The sequence below is a fragment of the Pseudoalteromonas sp. 1_2015MBL_MicDiv genome (assembly GCF_002407505.1).
Classification (GTDB): domain Bacteria; phylum Pseudomonadota; class Gammaproteobacteria; order Enterobacterales; family Alteromonadaceae; genus Pseudoalteromonas; species Pseudoalteromonas fuliginea.
Window position 1 is genome coordinate 1,506,112 of sequence record NZ_CP012737.1, and the last position, 17,053, is coordinate 1,523,164.

Here is a 17,053-nt window from a genome sequence, read left to right on the forward strand (position 1 = left end):
CAGTATGAGCGAAAATGTATATCAATTTATAGACGTGCAGCGTGTAGACCCACGCAAAAAACCAATCTCGTCACGTAAAAAATCTTTCGTAGAAATTTACGAGCCCTTTTCAGAAAATCAGGTTAACTCACAAGCTGACCGTTGTTTAGATTGTGGTAACCCATACTGTGAGTGGAAATGTCCTGTACATAACTACATTCCACAATGGTTAAAGTTAATACGTACGGGCCGTATAATAGAGGCTGCTGAGCTTTCTCATCGTACCAATAGTTTACCAGAAGTGTGTGGCCGCGTTTGTCCACAAGACCGCTTGTGTGAGGGCTCGTGTACGCTCGATGAAGAGTTTGGTGCGGTAACAATTGGTAATATTGAAAAGTACATTACTGATGAGGCATTTAAAATGGGCTGGAAGCCTGATATGTCTTATGTAACATGGACCGACAAAAAAGTAGCCATTATTGGTGCTGGCCCTGCAGGTTTAGGATGTGCTGATATTTTAGTACGAAATGGCGTTAAGCCAGTGGTGTTTGATCGCCATCCAGAAATAGGTGGACTACTCACGTTTGGTATTCCTTCTTTTAAACTTGAAAAATCAGTAATGCAAAAGCGCCGTGAAATATTCACTGAAATGGGCGTAGAGTTTAAGTTAAATGTTGAGGTAGGTGTTGATATTACGCTTGATCAAATTTTAGCTGATTACGACGCCGTATTTTTAGGGGTGGGTACGTATCAGAGTATGCGTGCAGGTCTTGAAAATGAAGATGCACCAGGCGTTCATGATGCACTCCCATTTTTGATTGGTAATACAAATCGTGTAATGGGCTACGACGAGACAAAACAACCGTGTATTGATATGGCTAACCAAAAAGTAGTTGTACTTGGCGGTGGTGATACAGCCATGGATTGTGTGCGTACGTCTATTCGTCAAAATGCTGCAAAAGTAACGTGTGCTTATCGTCGTGATAAAGAAAATATGCCGGGTTCTAAACGTGAAGTTAAAAACGCGAAAGAAGAAGGTGTCATCTTTACGTATAACGTTCAGCCTAAAGGCATTGTTCTGAACGATAAAGGTAAAGTAACCGGCGTTAAAATGGTTAAAACTAAATTAGGCGAACCTGACGCAAAAGGCAGAAGCCGTGCTGAAGAAGTACCTGGTTCAGAACATGTTATTGAAGCAGACCAAGTTATTATGGCGTTTGGTTTCCAACCACACAAAATGGATTGGTTAGAAAAATACGATGTAGAAATAAACCACTGGGGTGGCATTAATGCTCCAGAACAAGGTGAGTTTACACATCAAACTACTAACCCTAAAATATTTGCTGGTGGCGACATTGTACGTGGTTCAGATTTAGTGGTAACTGCTATTTTTGAAGGACGTAATGCCGCAGAAGGTATTATGGACTATCTTAAAGTATAACTATTTTTTGGTTACTTTAAATATACGTTAAAGCAAGCTTTCGAGCTTGCTTTTTTTATACGTAATAATGCCTTAGACCAACCTGCATAAATTTTTGAGAAATTTAACGAATTAAATTGCACTGTAACGTCGTTAAGGATTTTTTATTTAGAACAACTAGGGTATGTTGATCTTTCAGGATTAAAGTTTGTTCAATTTTGGGGCGATTTAATCGCGGAGCGGGGTTTGTAACCTAGTGGGCTTGTTGGTAACTGCTCCTGCGTTAGCCAACTGGCTTATATTCATTTAAGAATAAAAAATTGAGCAAATCTTCCGCGTCCTGCTAACGCGCCTTACCTAAATCTATGTAGGTAACAAAGAGTTAATCGTCCTTAGAAAGAATCCAAAGGGCAGCGCATATTTGGCATTTATGCTACGTTATCCAAATTTATGGAGAATAATCACACTACATTTGCCTGAATACCAAACATACGGCTGAAAAATTAATCACGAAAGGTCAACACGCCATAATTATTTATCCTTTCATATAAATAATGTAGGCAATTAGGTCTAATATTAGAGAATGCTTAACCGTGAAGGTAGGGAGAAAGAATCTAATTCTACTTTTTCCGTATTTTAGTATGGTATTAAGTGTTGATTAATTAACTAAATAAATACAAAATACGCGGCTTATTTACTATTTGCTTACTTTGCGTTCTGGGTTGGCGTTATTTACGAAAAGAAAACTGATAAATTATGCACAAATACTTCGATAAAACAGAAAGAGAATTAATAGTAAGGTTTTTCTCATCAATAGGCTTTATATCCACATTTTTGATGTCGTGTATTGCATTTATTAATAGCGAATATTTTCTTTTTGTGACACTTTTCGGTTCGTCACTTATCTATATTTGGGCATTTAATGTTTACAAAGAGGTAGAAAAGTCTGCAAATGCGATTTTATATAATCTTTATGGATTGATGCTTTACTTAGTTGTTACTGGCGGCGCTGAAGGTACAGGGCCAATTTGGATATTTATTGTATCACCAGTAACATATTCTATTCGAGGATTAAAGCGAGGGACATCTGATATATTCATATTTTTGCTAGCGATAATGTTAGGCTTTTATTGCGCAGACATGTTTAATATTTATGAATATAAACCAGCACAATTTCCTTATAGAATTGTATTTTCGTTTATTATTGTCGCTTTACTCACAGGTTTTTACGAACAATCAAGAGAGAAGTACAGCAATAAAATAATAGCTTTAAGTCAAAGAAATGAACGATTAGCAACAATCGATCCATTAACTGAGCTTCCTAACCGTCGTCATGCAATGAATAAGTTAAGTGAATTCAAAAAGGAACATGCTTACAAAGGCATACCTTTTGTATTGCTACTAGCTGATGTTGATAACTTCAAAAAAATTAATGATAAATATGGACATAACTTTGGCGATGAGGCACTTATTCATTTAGCTAATATTTTTAAGAAAAATATTCCACAAAATGCTGTTGCTTCTCGTTGGGGGGAGAGGAGTTCTTAATAGCAATACCTAATGTTAGTGTTACAGAAGGGGTAAATGTAGCAGATAAAATCCATGATTCACTTAAAAAGGCAGCGGTAAGTTTACGTACTAATACTGTAAACTTAACAATTAGTATTGGTGTTGTTCAAAGTGAAGAAAACAGATCAATTGATCTTGATATTAAACATGCTGATCAGCAACTCTACAAAGCAAAAGAGCAAGGTAAAAATAGAACTTGCTCAGCTTAGTAACCATCTATATTTGCTAATCCATAGAGAAGGAGTCAAGAGAAGGTTTCGTTTTGGCTTTTCTTCGTTTTACACTCATGTAGCAAAAAAAATTACAGGTAATTTGGAGCGCAATAAGTATCGTGTAACTCCCTTTTAAGTATTGTGAGTCTCTGTCAAACTCAACAGCTAAATATAAACCTGCGAATAACAATTGAAACACTAAAACTATATTTAGAAAGCGTAATAAACGTTGTTTAAATTGAGTATGTTTAAATCGACTTAAAAGCATTAAGAGCACACATACTATTATTAAAAGCCAACTAAAACCTATACACATATAAATGACACTATTTTGCATTATATTTATCTCTTAGCAATTTGATACATGTTGATTTGCTATAAATCGGTAGTTAAATAACATTAGGCATGTGCCATTATCAGTTCTTTTGCGTTAGCTTTAGCCGTCTTACTTACGTTGTCTCCAGCTAATAAGCGAGCTATTTCATTAACTCGTCCATCTTTATTTAAAGGCAGCATATGAGTAAATGTTTCACCTTGAGCAATTTCTTTAGCTACAAAGAATTGTTGATGCGCACTGCTAGCGACTTGCGGTAAATGCGTTACACAAATTACTTGAGTTGATTTACCTAACTGACGTAATAGTTTTCCAACTGCCGATGCGGTAGGGCCTGATATACCTACGTCAACTTCATCAAAAATAAGTGTTGGGGTTGTTACTTTTTGTGCAATAATAACTTGAATTGCTAAGCTAATACGCGAAAGCTCCCCCCAGATGCTACTTTAGCAAGCGGTTGTAGTGGCTGTCCTGGGTTAGTTGAAACTAAAAATGATACATTGTCGTACCCTAAACTGTTGGGTGCACGCTCAACTTCTTGAGTTAATGCTATTTCAAATACACCATTTTCCATTGACAGGTTAGCCATACTCTCACTGATCAAAGTGTTTAGTGTATTTGCGTACTCTTTACGACTTTTGCTTAACTGATCGCTTGCCTGTTGGTATGTCACTCGCGCATTTTCTATTTCGGATTCTAGTTGTTCTAATCGAGCACTATTAGTACTAATTGACTCCAGTTCCTGTGAAATAGATTGATGAAACTCAACTAGGGCTTGTGGTTTTATATGGTGTTTGCGAGCTAAGTCCATTGCACCACTTAGTCTATTTTCTACTTCAACTAAGCGAGCTGGGTCTAAATCTGCTTGTTCAGTGTAATCACGCACTTCGCGACTCGCTTCTTCAACTTGTACAGCGGCTTCGCTAAGCATAGCAGCTACGCTTACTAAACTTTCGTCATATTGAGCCAGTTCGGTAAATTGCTGAGCACTATGTTGTAACAACGAGCACGCATTTTGTTCATCGCTTTCGTAAAGGTGCTGTAGCTCTCGTTGGCAGGCTTCTAAAATGGTTTGGCTATTACTGAGTTTATAATGCTCAGCCTCTATTTGTTCAAATTCATTTTCTTGCAAAGCAAATTCATCTAGTTCTGCAACTTGATATTCTAAAAGTTGTTTTTGAGCCGCTTGCTGTAATTGTTGCTGCTCTAGGTGCTTAAATTCTTTTTGTAAGTTAGCGAACAGCTTATAGTTTTGGCTCACGCCGTTAACTAAATCATTGTGACCGGCATAGGCATCAAGTAATTGCAATTGATGCTCAGCTTTCAAAAGATGCTGATGGGCATGTTGCCCATGAATAGAAATTAAGTATTGACCAAGTTCTTTTAGCTGTGCGGCGGTTACCGCACTACCATTAATATAACTTTTACTGCGGCCATTTTTACATACCACCCGACGTAATAAGCACTCGTTATCGGCATTTGCTAACATGTGTCGTTCTAAAAAAGCGTTAGCTAGTGGAAGTGCACTTAAATCAAATTGTGCACATACTTCTGCCTTATCCGTGTTAGGGCGAACCGCTGAGGCTTCTGCTCGTTCACCTAAACACAGTGAAAGCGCATCAATGGCTATAGACTTACCTGCACCCGTTTCACCGGTGATGGCGGTCATACCGTTTTGCCATTCGGTACTTAAATTACTTACTATTGCAAAATTTTTAACTTCTAAACCAATTAACATACTGTTTATCCATCCAGTCAATTAACTGTTAATTTATACAGTGTTTTGGTTTTTTGCAAATTAATTTTTTAGTATTTAAGCAACACTTGCCTCTTCGTTAATAGGAGAGTCATTAGTTTCTTGTTGCAAAAATTCAACTTCTTCTTTTTTATCAATGTGTTGATGGATGTCTTCTGTTTGGATAGTAAATATTAACGAAGGTAGTTGAGTGTCATAAAAAGCTTTGTTATATAAAATACCTTGATGAGGTAGCTCAGCTATAAAGTGCTGTAAGTTATCAATTAAACTTTTAGCCGAATTAGTTTGATAAGTTTTATTTAATTCGTTAGATAAAGTGCTGACGAGTAAATCAGTTACATCTTCTAATTTTTGTAAATTGTCATCATTATATGCTTGTACTACAAAAAAATTACTAACAATTGCCTGGACTCTAGGAACGTGTTTCGGGCGTATTACCTTAACATCCAACAATTCATTTAGTTTGCTTTTCAAACGTGTACTAATTTTTGAAACTCGATCATTAAAAATTCTCTTCTTGGTTTCGCTTGCTATACGACGATTATTTTCAACTATTAAATAGCTACCTAGTAGCGTAATTAATAACAAAAGTGAAAAAAATACAACATACGTCATTTGCTATAGTTCCTAATAATATTATTTTTTATTTTGCGATATTTTGCTCTAAAGTCTTACACTTGGCAATAAAATTAGTATAAACGACTACCCCAATTTAATTTAGTACGTAAAACGTTGTAGTAAGAATAATTTTTTGGATGAATTAAACGCAGTTTTTTATCTGCTTTCTTAATGACAACCTCATCGCCAGGTAAAACAGCAAGCACAACATGGCTGTCGCAACTTACCTGTAGGCTATCTGTATTTTCTAGGCTTAGCTTCAAGCGTACTTCGTTATCAGCATCAACGACTAATGGTCTGCTCGATAATGTATGTGGGAACATAGGTACTAACGAAATAGCATTAAGCTCTGGTGTCAAAATAGGTCCGCCACCTGAAAGTGAATACGCCGTTGAGCCTGTTGGTGTTGATACAATTAAGCCATCCGAGCGCTGTGAAAATACAAAATCTTTATTAATAAAGGCTTCAAACTCAATCATATGTGCAACTTTATCGGCATGAAGCACGGCTTCATTGACCGCAGAATTAGCGCTTTTTAATTCGTTGTGGCGGTATACCTCTACTTCAAGTAAAAAGCGATTTTCTTCAATAAAATCACCACTTAAAACTTGTTCTAAACTTGGTTCAAAACCTTCAGGGTTTAAATCAGTTAAGAACCCAAGGTTCCCCCTGTTAACACCGATTACTGCTACGTTGAAACGAGCTAAAACACGTGCTGCGCCCAACATGTTACCGTCACCTCCAACGACAATAGCCAAATCAGCCAGCTCCCCTAAGTCGACTAACTTAACTAGTTTATCTGTGGGTACATCAACTAACTGGCCACCAGTGCGTTTTTCTACGATAACCTCAAAACCAAGTGCAAGTAAAAATGTATGCAGACGTTGTAGTGTTGCGGCTGCACCAGGGTGGTTTGGTTTACCAATAAGGCCAATGGTTTTAAAAGGAGAATCCATAATGTGTACACTATAAGTTTGAATGTTTGTAGAGTAACCCAAAAGAGAAGTGTTTGAAAATACAGATCTTAGCTTAAATTGGTATGATTAACTTACCTAGGTAATTAATTTAGTTTTATTAGCTACCAGCATACTATGTGACTTGAAATAACTGTAAATGCCCCGATATATCAGACATGCAACAAGATGTAGATAACATGAAATTAAATCCACGAGATCAGCAAATTTTTTCAGCTGTTATGAACATGTACTGTAATGGTGAGGGGTTACCCGTCCCATCAACAAAAATTGCTAAGCTTAAAGGCATGGCTGTGTGTTCGGCTACGGTACGTAATGCGATGGCTCGCTTAGAAAAAGTGGGCTTATTGTATTCACCTCATACATCTGCAGGCCGTGTGCCTACAAATGAGGGGTTTGATTATTGGTTTGACGAGTTCTTTCCACTCGCTGATATTGCTAATTATTGGCAACCAGAGCAATCACAACTCGTTGAACTTGCTCATGGTTTGAGCCAAAAATATCAGGTGTGTTGTTGTGTGGGTTTGCCACAAGCCAGCTCGCAGCAAGTATTTAGAGTAGAGGTACTTGATTTTGATTCTACCGACTGGCTTATTTTATTAATAGACAGAGCAGGGCAGAGCCATAATATTTGTATTGATAAGCCTCATGATTCGTCAGACTCTGTTCGTTATCAGTTTGCAACGTGGTTAAACACCGTCTTTAGTCAACAAACCTTGATGGAAGGTTTATACCGTATGCAAGCTATGGCTAATACCGCGCCTCGAAATTGTCACGATTCGCTTAATCAATGGACGCGACAACTAAGCCAAAAATTAGGCTCAGATAACAGTATTGTTGTTGGCGAAAATTACCTTTACAAACAAATTGATTGTGAACAAAGCTTAAATATTGGTGTCTCATTTTTAAATTATGTAGAAGATAAGCTCGCTTTTAAAAATGGGTTATCGGTACTTAATAGCGAAAAATTACCTTTTACTGAGTGCGATGAATTGATTGTAATAAGCGTGCCGTACTTTCAAAATCAAGAATACCAAAGCCGCTTTTGTATAATTTGCCCTAAATCAGCGCAAATTGAAGAAATAATCCAAGAATTTAAATTAATTGAGACATCTAACTCTTGAATCTTTTTATTCAATCCCCATAATTACCGCAGTTGAAAAGAATTGGAGCACGTATTTTATGTCTGAGCAGACACAAAACCCTGAGCAAGAAGTAGAATTAAACGAAGAAATTTCTAAAATGCAGGCTGATGTAGAAGCAGCAGTAGAAGCCGCTGAACAACATGCAGAACAAGAGCAAAGCCCTGAAGCAGAAATTGCTATGTTATATGCAGAGCTTGAAGCTGCAAAGCAAACAATTGCGGATCAAAAAGATGGTGTTGTTCGCGCAGCAGCAGACGTAGATAATATTCGTCGTCGTGCAGCACAAGATGTAGAAAAAGCGCATAAATTTGCACTAGAAAAATTTGCTAACGAATTACTACCTGTAATTGATAATCTTGAGCGTGCTATTGAATTTTCTGATAAAGAAAATGAGACTTTAAAGCCGTTGCTTGAAGGTATCGATATGACGGTTAAGAGCTTCAATGACGCTGTTTCTAAATTTGGTGTTGAAATTGTAAACCCACAAGGTGAGATGTTTAATCCAGATTTTCATCAAGCAATGTCAATTCAACCAAGTAACGATGTAACACCTAATACAGTACTTGCTGTTATGCAAAAAGGTTACACATTGAATGGTCGTTTATTACGCCCTGCAATGGTTATGGTTTCTAAAGCTGCTGATGCTTAATTGAATTATTAGTTTTAAAAAATGCCTCATATTGAGGCATTTTTTTTGTCTTTTTTATAGTGAATTAACTGTACGAGCATAGTGAGTAACACGGCACTAAACATTAAGCTTGAAAATGGCACTGCGCTTTTTGCATGCATAATAGCGAGTAAGGGGCCAACTAATGCGCCACTACCAAAACGAAGAGTGCCAATTACGGCGGTTGCCGTGCCTGTGTTTTTTTCAAACTTCATTAAAATTAACGAGTCAGCATTACTTGCTGTGACGCCTAAACTCATCATTAATGGCGCAATAGCAGCCACAATATAATAAAGTGATAAATGCAATAAGCTAAATGTTAATAGCGCAAGCCCAGATACAAACCCACATACAAGCCCAATATAGAGCATCTTTCGAGAGCCCAGCCTTGGTACAATTCGCGTATTTAAAAAGTTACCAAACATCAGCGCCATTACGTTAAAGGCAAATAATACACCAAATAATTGTTCTGACACTTCATATAAATCTAAATATATAAAAGGTACTGAGGTTAAAAAGCAAAAAAATCCAAATGATACAAACATAGAACTGAGTATGTCGGCACGTGCATCTTTATTACTGAGCACTGTTTTATAGCTATCAAAAAATAAAGCGAGACCCTTTTTTTCATTTTTGTGAATAGGAATATCGATTAGATATACTTGTACAAACGCTAATATTAAAAAGCTATATCCAGCAAGCACCAAGAATATGGTTGACCAAACAGAAAACCCTAAAATAAACGAGCCAACTGAGGGGGCAACTAACGGTGCTACCATCATGATCATCGATACATACGACATTCCTTTAGCTGTGTTTTGCTGATAAATATGGCGAATAATACCCGGTACTACTACCGTTGCTGCAGCTCCCGTAAATGCTTGTACTGCTCGAAGAGTCCAAAAGGCATGGATTTCGGTGGTAAATGCAAGTGCAAGTGAGCTTGCGCCAAATAGGGTTAAGCCAATACGGGCGAGCTTACGGCGGCCAATTTGATCGGCAATCGGGCCAAAAAATAACATCCCCAATGAATAACCTGCTAAGTAAATACTCAACGATATTTGTACATTTGGCATATTAGTGTGTAAATCGTTTGCAATTACCAGCATGGCGGGCAAATACATATCAATAGCCAATGGCGTAATCGCCACAATACTGGCTAATAAAGGCAATAAAATACGGGTATTAAAAGACGAGGCTGAGGCGTCCATGTGTAAACTCAACAATCACTAAAAACAAGGACTGTAGTGTAACAGGGCATTGTATTTGGATAAACTTAGTTCGCCTGCTAAGTTTATCGTCTTATCGCATCTTGTTAATATAGCGCTATATAAAGCAAATATTTTAAATTGGTACTGTGTTTGCTATTCTACAAGCAATAAAAAATTAATTGCTTAAGAGAATTACCATGAAAAAACTAGTACTTGCGGTATTAGCGACAGCCGTTTTGGCTGGTTGTAAAACGTCGCCAACAGGACGCACACAAATAGCGCTTTATTCAGACCAACAAATGAGTGAAATGGGCACTGCTAGTTTTGCTGATATGAAAAAAAACCAACCAATTAATAAAGATGCAAAAACAAATGCATATGTAAATTGCATTGCTGAAAAAGTAGTGGCTGTATTACCAAAAGAATACGCTTCGCAAAATTGGGAAGTGGTTGTATTTGAAGATGAATCTGCTAATGCTTTTGCACTACCAGGTGGTTACATTGGTGTTCATACTGGCTTATTAAAAATTGCTACTAATCAAGACCAATTAGCAACAGTACTAGGGCACGAAGTAGGCCACGTAATTGCTGAGCATTCAAATGAGCGTGTTTCACAAAGCTCTATTTTAGATACAGGTATGCAACTTGGTAGTGCGGCACTTGAAATGGGTAATATTCAATACCGTAACGAAATTATGCAAGGCTTAGGTTTGGGTGCACAGTATGGTGTTGTTTTGCCATTTAGCCGCTCGCACGAATCAGAAGCCGATACTATTGGTTTAGATTTAATGGCTGAGGCTGGCTTTAACCCACAAGAGTCAGTAACCCTTTGGCAAAATATGAGTGCGGCAGGTAGTGGTACAACACCTGAGTTTTTATCAACTCACCCAGCGCCAAGTAACCGTATTAAAAACTTACAAGCGCAAATGAGCAAAGCACTTAGTGAGCAAAGTACTGCTAAAGCACAGGGTAAAAACCCACAGTGCACACTGTAGTTAAGCGCTTTACTATTTGAAGTAGTGTACGTTTAGTATTAATGCGTAAAACCCCTGTAAGTATTTTACCTACAGGGGTTTTATTTTAGTTCTTAAGCGTGGTTATTCAGCAGAAAGTGCTTGTTTAAATACATTTTTAAAGCGTTCGAAATCTTCAATGTGCGGCAGATGCCCTAAGTTATCCAGCTCGAATAATTGTGCGTCAGGGATAAGTGTTGCAGCGTGTTTGCCTAATTTATCATATCGACCAAGCTCGTAATTAACACCCTCTTTTTTCCAGTTACGGCCAGGGCCGGTTCTATCCCGCGTACCTATAATTAATTTAACCGGCATAGTTAAATCTTTAAATTCGGTTATTACAGGTTGAGTGAAAATCATATCGTATGTTTTTGCATTCACCCATGCCATTTGTTCTTTATCTGGGCCTTGTATTTGCCCTGTTATGAAGTCAGTTAAGGCTGAATATGTGGCATTCCACTTACCATCGTAGTAATTTTTTTGTTGATATTTTCTTACGCCTTCCGGCGTTTTTGAAAACTCATTTTTATAGAAAAAATTTGTATCTTTGTAATCAACATACTGCAAGTAGTTTTCAAGCCCAATAGGGTTTAATAAAATTAGCTTTTTAGTTGTATTTGTATACATTAATGCAAAACGACTCGCTAGCATCCCGCCCATTGAGTGCCCTAATACAATCGACTCTTTTATATCAAGTGAGTCCATTAACGCATGAGTATGATGAGCAAGAGCCGCAAATGAATACTGGTAATTAGTTGGCTTAGACGACTTACCAAAACCAATTTGATCTGGAATTAATACCCCATAACCTAAAGATTGCAGATATTGCGCAGTGGTAGTCCAGTAATCTGCATTAAAGTTTTTGCCATGCATAAGTGTAACTGTTGGCATGTCGGATTTGGTTGGCTTTAAGTAAATATAGGCCATTTTTAATGATTGTTTTTGCGACTCAAGTGCAAAGTAATTTACTTTAAAATCGTATTCGTAATTAGTTAAAAGTGCATCATAAGAAAGGGCAGATGTATCTTGAGAAGTGCCAGCTAAGGCATTGTTTGTTAGTACTAATAAAGTAGAGAAACAAATAACTTTAATCGACGACATTCAGTTACTCCTATTAAAGGCGAGCGCTTGGCTTAAAAGAAGTACAACAATAACTAAGTATTTACACCTGTTCAATTAAATGTTTTACGTGGACGAAAAGAAGCGAAGCTAAATTAAAGCTTCGCTTATTAATTACTGAGTAAAGAGCTGATTGTTAAAGCTTAAAACGTCCACTCAATATGGATTTGTGGTACCGATTCAGTGACTTCAGTACCTAGTTTATTGTGCCAGTATTGTAATTCCATACCCAACAGGAGTGTGTTTTCTTTCATTTGAAGAGCGTGGCCCATATCCCACACTAAAATAGGCTGTGCGAGTATCCAAGCTTGTACATCGTTACCAAATTCATCTTCACGTTCAGCAATGTATTCAGCGTGGCCTTTAAAGCTAAACTTTTGTGAGCCAATAGAGAAAGGATACTCAAAAGCTACATCAAGCATCCAGCTATTAGTTTCAATAGGTGCACCGCCTTTTGCTACACCTTCACTATCGTCAATGTAAGCTGTGAACAACGTTTGAAAAAAGTTAAAACCAGGTACATCCCAGCTTAATTTAACACCTGGTAGGTATTTCATTACTTTTGCATCACCAGCAACGTTAATACCGCCCGTAAGGCCAACATCTAATAATGCACCAGAGCCAATTTTTTCGTCGCTAATGGCCGATAAGCTTACCGTTGAGTACCATTCACCATAAAAATCAGCATCTTGGTAACCATCATCTATATCGTCTTTACTGTAATCGATAAAGAAGAAGTTATCGCCGTAGTCATAGCCCGATGCATGTTGAACCGAGTAAACGGTAGTATCGGACTCTTGTTTAGAAAATGGATTTTTTTGACTGCCATTATTAATGTGTAGTGCTGTACTGCTCCAATTAGCAGCAAAAGCCGACGATGATAAAGCAAGAGAAGTAAAAGTAATAAAAGGGAGTAATTTTTTAAATTTCATAACTGTTTAATAACTATAATTTTAGTGACACGCGGAAGCAGAGATTATAGCAGAAGAGATTGATTTGTTGATCGCTAATTTAACACATGTTGCAGCTTACTTTATAAGCTGCAACATGTGGAGACGCAATTTATTACGCTTTATTGCGGCGTAAGCAAATGATAGTTATTGCCGTAAATGCTAGGATAAAACAATAATAGGAAGAGGTTGATACTTCCCAAGGGCTTATTTTAAACGTAGCGCCAAGTAACAATGCTTGTGCGCCGTATGGTAAAGAACCCTGCGTTACACAAGCAAAAATATCTAGCAAACTTGCAGAGCGTTTACCGCTTATTTCACCATCATCAGCAAGCTTTTTAGCAATAGGGCCGGCCACAATAATAGATACGGTGTTATTGGCAATACAGACATTACTTGTTAAAACTAACGCAGCGATACCTAATTGATCTGCCACTTTACGGTGCCATTTTGCAATGATTTTAGTAATTGCTTGAATTTTTTGAGCAATGTAATCAAGGCCACCATTAATACGAATAAATTCAGATAAGCCACCAATAAACATTGATAGTAAAAATATTTCCTGCATATCGGTAAAGCCTTTGTAAATGTCTTTTACAAAGCTTGCGCCTTCATAACTTCCTGTAAAGCCCATTAATGCGGCAAAAATAATACCGCTAAACAACACTACAAAGACGTTCAAGCCAGCAACTGCTAGCACTAAAATAAAGGCATACGGAAGCACTAACCAAATATCGTAATCCTTGGTTTCAACAACTTGAGCAGCAGGTGTTAAATAAAACAATAAGCCAATAGTCAGTATTGCAGCAGGGACAGCAATTTTAAGATTCTCTTTAAACTTGTCTTTCATTTCACAGCCCTGCGTGCGCGTAGCTGCAATAGTGGTGTCTGAAATAATAGATAAGTTATCGCCAAACATAGCGCCAGATACAATCGTACCGGCCATTAATGCTGGATCTATACCTGTTTTAATTGATACCGCATAAGCGATAGGGCCAATGGCGCCAATCGTACCCATTGACGTACCCATTGCTGTTGATACAACCGCTGCAATTAAAAATAAACCAGGGAGTAACAACGAAGGTGGAATAAGCGATAAGCCTGCATTTACTACCGCATCTACACCACCGGTTGCACTGGCAACGGCAGAAAAAGCACCCGCAAGTAAGTATATTAAACACATGGTAATAATATTGTTGTGTCCGGCACCTTTAATAAAGGTTTCTACACATTGGTTTACCGTGCCTTTATTTAAAATAAACGCAAGCATGATGGCGGGCAATATAGCAACAGGTGCGGGTAGTTGGTAAAAAGCATAATCAACCCCTTGCGATTGCAAATACAAACCTGAGCCTAAAAATAGCGCTACAAAGGTAAGTAGGGGAAGTAAAGAAAGTATTGCTTTGTTTTTATTAAATGATGGCTGCATCATAATCCTCATAACCAGTAAAATTTATCACAGCCAAAACTCCTCTTTTAGCTGAATTTAGCAGTACAACTTTTTAAAAAAAGTTGTTAGCCGCAGCGTCCGCAAGCCAAAGACCAAATCGACGCGAAAGAGAAGTTTAAATGTATAGATGGCTAAAGTAAACTGGTATTGTTATTATTATTAAATTAAAAGGTCACCTGACTATTGCATGACTTTTAGATAATATCTATAAAACAACGCGATTTTCAGCGATTAATATTTATCCAACTGCATAAAAATACCCACCTGCGTATTTTGTAATGCCCGGATATATGGCTAATAAACGGATTCAAATTAAATTAGGTAAAAACAATGACTACAAATCGAATAGGCGTTTTTGGTGCTAATGGCAGAATGGGCTTAGCTCTATTAGAAGCAGCGACAATTAAAGAGCAAACACAACTTACAGGTGCATACGTTCGTAGCAGTTCATCGTTATTAGGTATTAATGTAAATCAAGTAAATAGCGCAGCCGACAGCAGTGTTAGCTTTAGCGAAGAAACCACAATAGATAATGTAGATGTTTTAATCGACTTTACGCTTCCCGCTGGTATGAAAAACCATTTAAAAACCGCTGTAGCACAAAAAATTCCTATGGTTATTGGTACAACGGGCTTAACAAGCGACGATATGGCACTTTTACACGATGCCGCTAAGCATATTCCTATTGTATTTGCGCGAAATTACAGCGTGGGTGTCAATGTATTACTCAACCTTGTGCAAACTGCAGCGACTAAGTTTGGTGACGATTTAGATATCGAAATATTTGAAGCGCACCACCGTCATAAAATAGATGCACCATCGGGTACCGCACTGGCAATAGGTGAGTCAATCGCGCAAGCGAAAGGCTGGGATCACGACGAGGTTGCGGTATATGACCGAAGCCAAGTAGAAACAGCTAAATCTCAAAATGAGATTGGTTATTCTGTCCTAAGAGGGGGCGATATAGTAGGTGAACATACCGCATACTTCGCTACAATGGGCGAAAGGCTTGAATTGACACATAAAGCAAGTTCGAGAATGACGTTCGCTCTAGGTGCTATAAGGGCTGCAAGCTGGTTGAAAAACAAACCTGCTGGACTTTATGATATGCAAGATGTGCTAGATCTTAAGTAGTTTAGTTACTATTTTAACTGTTTGGGTCTAATTTCACCTACAGTGACTTATTTGTAACAATTAACCAAATAATGTTAGACCTAAATAGCAACTTCATGTAATATGCAGCCAATTTGCCAAAAATTACTAAATGCGTGTTTCCAATTATACCCAAGTGGCTAGTAAATCCAGGGTTTCAGTGGGAATGAAAATAGTTTTAGGCAAGAAAAATGATTGAAGGTTGAATGCTTTACATCTGCATCATTTAAGACTGCGTAAAACAATTTAAGCTCACAAAAATCTGGTTTTGACGATCCCTCTGGGTATTGGCGGGGTGTTAAGCAATTGCTTACTCCCGTTTTTTACTGTTAGGAGGTTTAACTTGACTAAATCCGCTCTGTTAGTCCTAGAAGACGGCACAGTGTTTCGCGGTACTGCAATCGGCGCTGACGGCATGTCAGTCGGTGAAGTGGTATTCAATACGTCTATGACTGGTTATCAAGAAATTTTGACTGATCCATCATACGCGGAACAAATCGTAACTTTGACGTACCCACATATCGGTAATACGGGTACCAACAGCGAAGACGAAGAAGCGAATCAAATTTGGGCTAAAGGCCTAGTGATCCGTGATTTGCCACTGCTAGCAAGTAACTTTCGTAACGAGCAATCGTTAGATGATTACTTAAAAGAACGTAATATTTTAGGTATTGCGGACATCGACACCAGAAAGCTAACTCGAATTTTGCGTGATAAAGGCGCACAAAACGGGTGTATTGTTGCCGGTGACGAGCTAGACGAAAATAAAGCGTTACAAGCCGCGCAAGCCTTCCCAGGTTTAAAAGGCATGGATTTAGCAAAAGTTGTCTCAACCAAGGAAAATTTTGAGTGGCGCGAATCAAGCTGGACATTAGGTGAAGGATTTAAAACCCTTGACGCTGCTGATGAAAAGTTTCATGTTGTTGCCTACGACTTCGGTGTAAAACGTAATATCTTACGTATGCTTGTAGACCGTGGTTGTAAACTTACAGTAGTACCAGCGCAAACTTCAGCCGCTGACGTACTTGCTTTAAACCCTGATGGTATCTTCTTATCTAATGGCCCTGGTGACCCTGAGCCATGTACTTACGCTATTGATGCAATTAAAACCTTTTTAGAAACCGACACACCTATTTTTGGTATCTGTTTAGGTCATCAGTTATTAGCCCTTGCCTCAGGTGCTAAAACAGAAAAAATGAAATTTGGCCACCACGGCGCTAACCACCCAGTTAAAGACCTAGACCGCGATGTAGTTATGATCACAGCTCAAAACCATGGTTTTGCAGCTCAAGAATCAAGCCTACCAAGTACGCTTCGTGCCACGCATAAATCGTTATTTGATGGAACGCTTCAAGGTATTCATCGTACAGATAAACCTGCGTTTAGCTTCCAGGGTCACCCTGAAGCAAGTCCAGGTCCACACGATGCAGCACCATTATTTGACCACTTCATCGATTTGATGCAAGCGCGTAAACACTAATTTA

12 protein-coding genes and 2 pseudogenes are annotated in these 17,053 nt (G+C 38.1%); 7 read left to right on the forward strand and 7 right to left on the reverse strand.

Features of this window, described 5'->3' with window-relative positions; genetic code table 11:
* The first annotated feature begins 4 nt into the window (after positions 1-4).
* Positions 5-1,420: an FAD-dependent oxidoreductase gene (locus tag AOR04_RS06905; RefSeq protein ID WP_024598346.1), complete on the forward strand. Its 1,416-nt coding sequence runs from the start codon at positions 5-7 to the stop codon at positions 1,418-1,420.
* A gap of 816 nt (positions 1,421-2,236) precedes the next feature.
* A pseudogene (locus tag AOR04_RS22090) lies at positions 2,237-3,177 on the forward strand (GGDEF domain-containing protein).
* A 402-nt stretch (positions 3,178-3,579) separates the two neighbouring features.
* On the opposite strand, the pseudogene recN reads toward AOR04_RS22090, so the two are convergent.
* The 3 genes and pseudogenes from recN to nadK all read right to left on the reverse strand — a co-directional run bounded on the left by recN (position 3,580) and on the right by nadK (position 6,844).
* Positions 3,580-5,252, reverse strand: a pseudogene (gene recN / locus AOR04_RS06920) (DNA repair protein RecN).
* Between the two features lie 75 nt (positions 5,253-5,327).
* The gene (locus tag AOR04_RS06925; protein ID WP_096792855.1) at positions 5,328-5,885 is read right to left on the reverse strand and encodes a hypothetical protein; all 558 of its coding nucleotides are present in this window, start codon (positions 5,883-5,885) and stop codon (positions 5,328-5,330) included.
* 74 nt (positions 5,886-5,959) lie between these two features.
* On the reverse strand, positions 5,960-6,844 hold the full coding sequence (gene nadK, locus AOR04_RS06930; RefSeq protein WP_007375835.1) for an NAD(+) kinase: 885 nt from the start codon (positions 6,842-6,844) through the stop codon (positions 5,960-5,962).
* A gap of 176 nt (positions 6,845-7,020) precedes the next feature.
* On the opposite strand from nadK, the gene AOR04_RS06935 reads away from it, so the two are divergent.
* Together AOR04_RS06935 and grpE are read left to right on the forward strand one after the other, a co-directional pair.
* On the forward strand, positions 7,021-7,986 hold the full coding sequence (locus AOR04_RS06935) for a hypothetical protein (RefSeq protein WP_007375834.1): 966 nt from the start codon (positions 7,021-7,023) through the stop codon (positions 7,984-7,986).
* Positions 7,987-8,044: 58 nt separating this feature from the next.
* Positions 8,045-8,656: a nucleotide exchange factor GrpE gene (gene grpE, locus AOR04_RS06940; RefSeq protein ID WP_096792856.1), complete on the forward strand. Its 612-nt coding sequence runs from the start codon at positions 8,045-8,047 to the stop codon at positions 8,654-8,656.
* Positions 8,657-8,682: 26 nt separating this feature from the next.
* On the opposite strand, the gene AOR04_RS06945 is transcribed toward grpE, so the two are convergent.
* Positions 8,683-9,885, reverse strand: coding sequence for a Bcr/CflA family efflux MFS transporter (locus tag AOR04_RS06945; RefSeq protein WP_004335389.1), 1,203 nt, complete (start codon positions 9,883-9,885; stop codon positions 8,683-8,685).
* 197 nt (positions 9,886-10,082) lie between these two features.
* On the opposite strand from AOR04_RS06945, the gene AOR04_RS06950 reads away from it, so the two are divergent.
* Positions 10,083-10,880 carry a M48 family metallopeptidase gene (locus AOR04_RS06950; RefSeq protein WP_008134732.1) on the forward strand — a complete coding sequence of 266 codons (798 nt, stop codon included), beginning with the start codon at positions 10,083-10,085 and terminating at the stop codon, positions 10,878-10,880.
* A gap of 102 nt (positions 10,881-10,982) precedes the next feature.
* Here AOR04_RS06950 and AOR04_RS06955 read toward each other — a convergent pair whose 3' ends face one another.
* From AOR04_RS06955 to AOR04_RS06965, 3 genes are all read right to left on the reverse strand, one after another.
* Complete coding sequence (locus AOR04_RS06955) at positions 10,983-11,999, reverse strand: alpha/beta fold hydrolase (protein ID WP_096792857.1); 1,017 nt, start codon at positions 11,997-11,999, stop codon at positions 10,983-10,985.
* A gap of 161 nt (positions 12,000-12,160) precedes the next feature.
* Positions 12,161-12,949 carry a nucleoside-binding protein gene (locus tag AOR04_RS06960; protein ID WP_096792858.1) on the reverse strand — a complete coding sequence of 263 codons (789 nt, stop codon included), beginning with the start codon at positions 12,947-12,949 and terminating at the stop codon, positions 12,161-12,163.
* 133 nt (positions 12,950-13,082) lie between these two features.
* Positions 13,083-14,396 (reverse strand): Na+/H+ antiporter NhaC family protein, encoded by a 1,314-nt coding sequence (locus tag AOR04_RS06965; RefSeq protein WP_008134735.1) that lies wholly within the window; start codon positions 14,394-14,396, stop codon positions 13,083-13,085.
* Between the two features lie 351 nt (positions 14,397-14,747).
* On the opposite strand from AOR04_RS06965, the gene dapB reads away from it, so the two are divergent.
* The gene (gene dapB / locus AOR04_RS06970; RefSeq protein ID WP_096792859.1) at positions 14,748-15,551 is read left to right on the forward strand and encodes a 4-hydroxy-tetrahydrodipicolinate reductase; all 804 of its coding nucleotides are present in this window, start codon (positions 14,748-14,750) and stop codon (positions 15,549-15,551) included.
* Between the two features lie 361 nt (positions 15,552-15,912).
* Complete coding sequence (gene carA / locus AOR04_RS06975; protein ID WP_096792860.1) at positions 15,913-17,049, forward strand: glutamine-hydrolyzing carbamoyl-phosphate synthase small subunit; 1,137 nt, start codon at positions 15,913-15,915, stop codon at positions 17,047-17,049.
* Positions 17,050-17,053 lie beyond the last annotated feature (4 nt).

What these genes read in the sequence shown, in the direction of transcription:
- AOR04_RS06905 (WP_024598346.1), top strand. Translation starts at nt 5, where the DNA reads ATGAGCGAAAATGTATATCAATTTATAGACGTGCAGCGTGTAGACCCA.
- AOR04_RS06925 (WP_096792855.1), bottom strand. Translation starts at nt 5,885, where the DNA reads ATGACGTATGTTGTATTTTTTTCACTTTTGTTATTAATTACGCTACTA.
- nadK (WP_007375835.1), bottom strand. Translation starts at nt 6,844, where the DNA reads ATGGATTCTCCTTTTAAAACCATTGGCCTTATTGGTAAACCAAACCAC.
- AOR04_RS06935 (WP_007375834.1), top strand. Translation starts at nt 7,021, where the DNA reads ATGCAACAAGATGTAGATAACATGAAATTAAATCCACGAGATCAGCAA.
- grpE (WP_096792856.1), top strand. Translation starts at nt 8,045, where the DNA reads ATGTCTGAGCAGACACAAAACCCTGAGCAAGAAGTAGAATTAAACGAA.
- AOR04_RS06945 (WP_004335389.1), bottom strand. Translation starts at nt 9,885, where the DNA reads ATGGACGCCTCAGCCTCGTCTTTTAATACCCGTATTTTATTGCCTTTA.
- AOR04_RS06950 (WP_008134732.1), top strand. Translation starts at nt 10,083, where the DNA reads ATGAAAAAACTAGTACTTGCGGTATTAGCGACAGCCGTTTTGGCTGGT.
- AOR04_RS06955 (WP_096792857.1), bottom strand. Translation starts at nt 11,999, where the DNA reads ATGTCGTCGATTAAAGTTATTTGTTTCTCTACTTTATTAGTACTAACA.
- AOR04_RS06960 (WP_096792858.1), bottom strand. Translation starts at nt 12,949, where the DNA reads ATGAAATTTAAAAAATTACTCCCTTTTATTACTTTTACTTCTCTTGCT.
- AOR04_RS06965 (WP_008134735.1), bottom strand. Translation starts at nt 14,396, where the DNA reads ATGCAGCCATCATTTAATAAAAACAAAGCAATACTTTCTTTACTTCCC.
- dapB (WP_096792859.1), top strand. Translation starts at nt 14,748, where the DNA reads ATGACTACAAATCGAATAGGCGTTTTTGGTGCTAATGGCAGAATGGGC.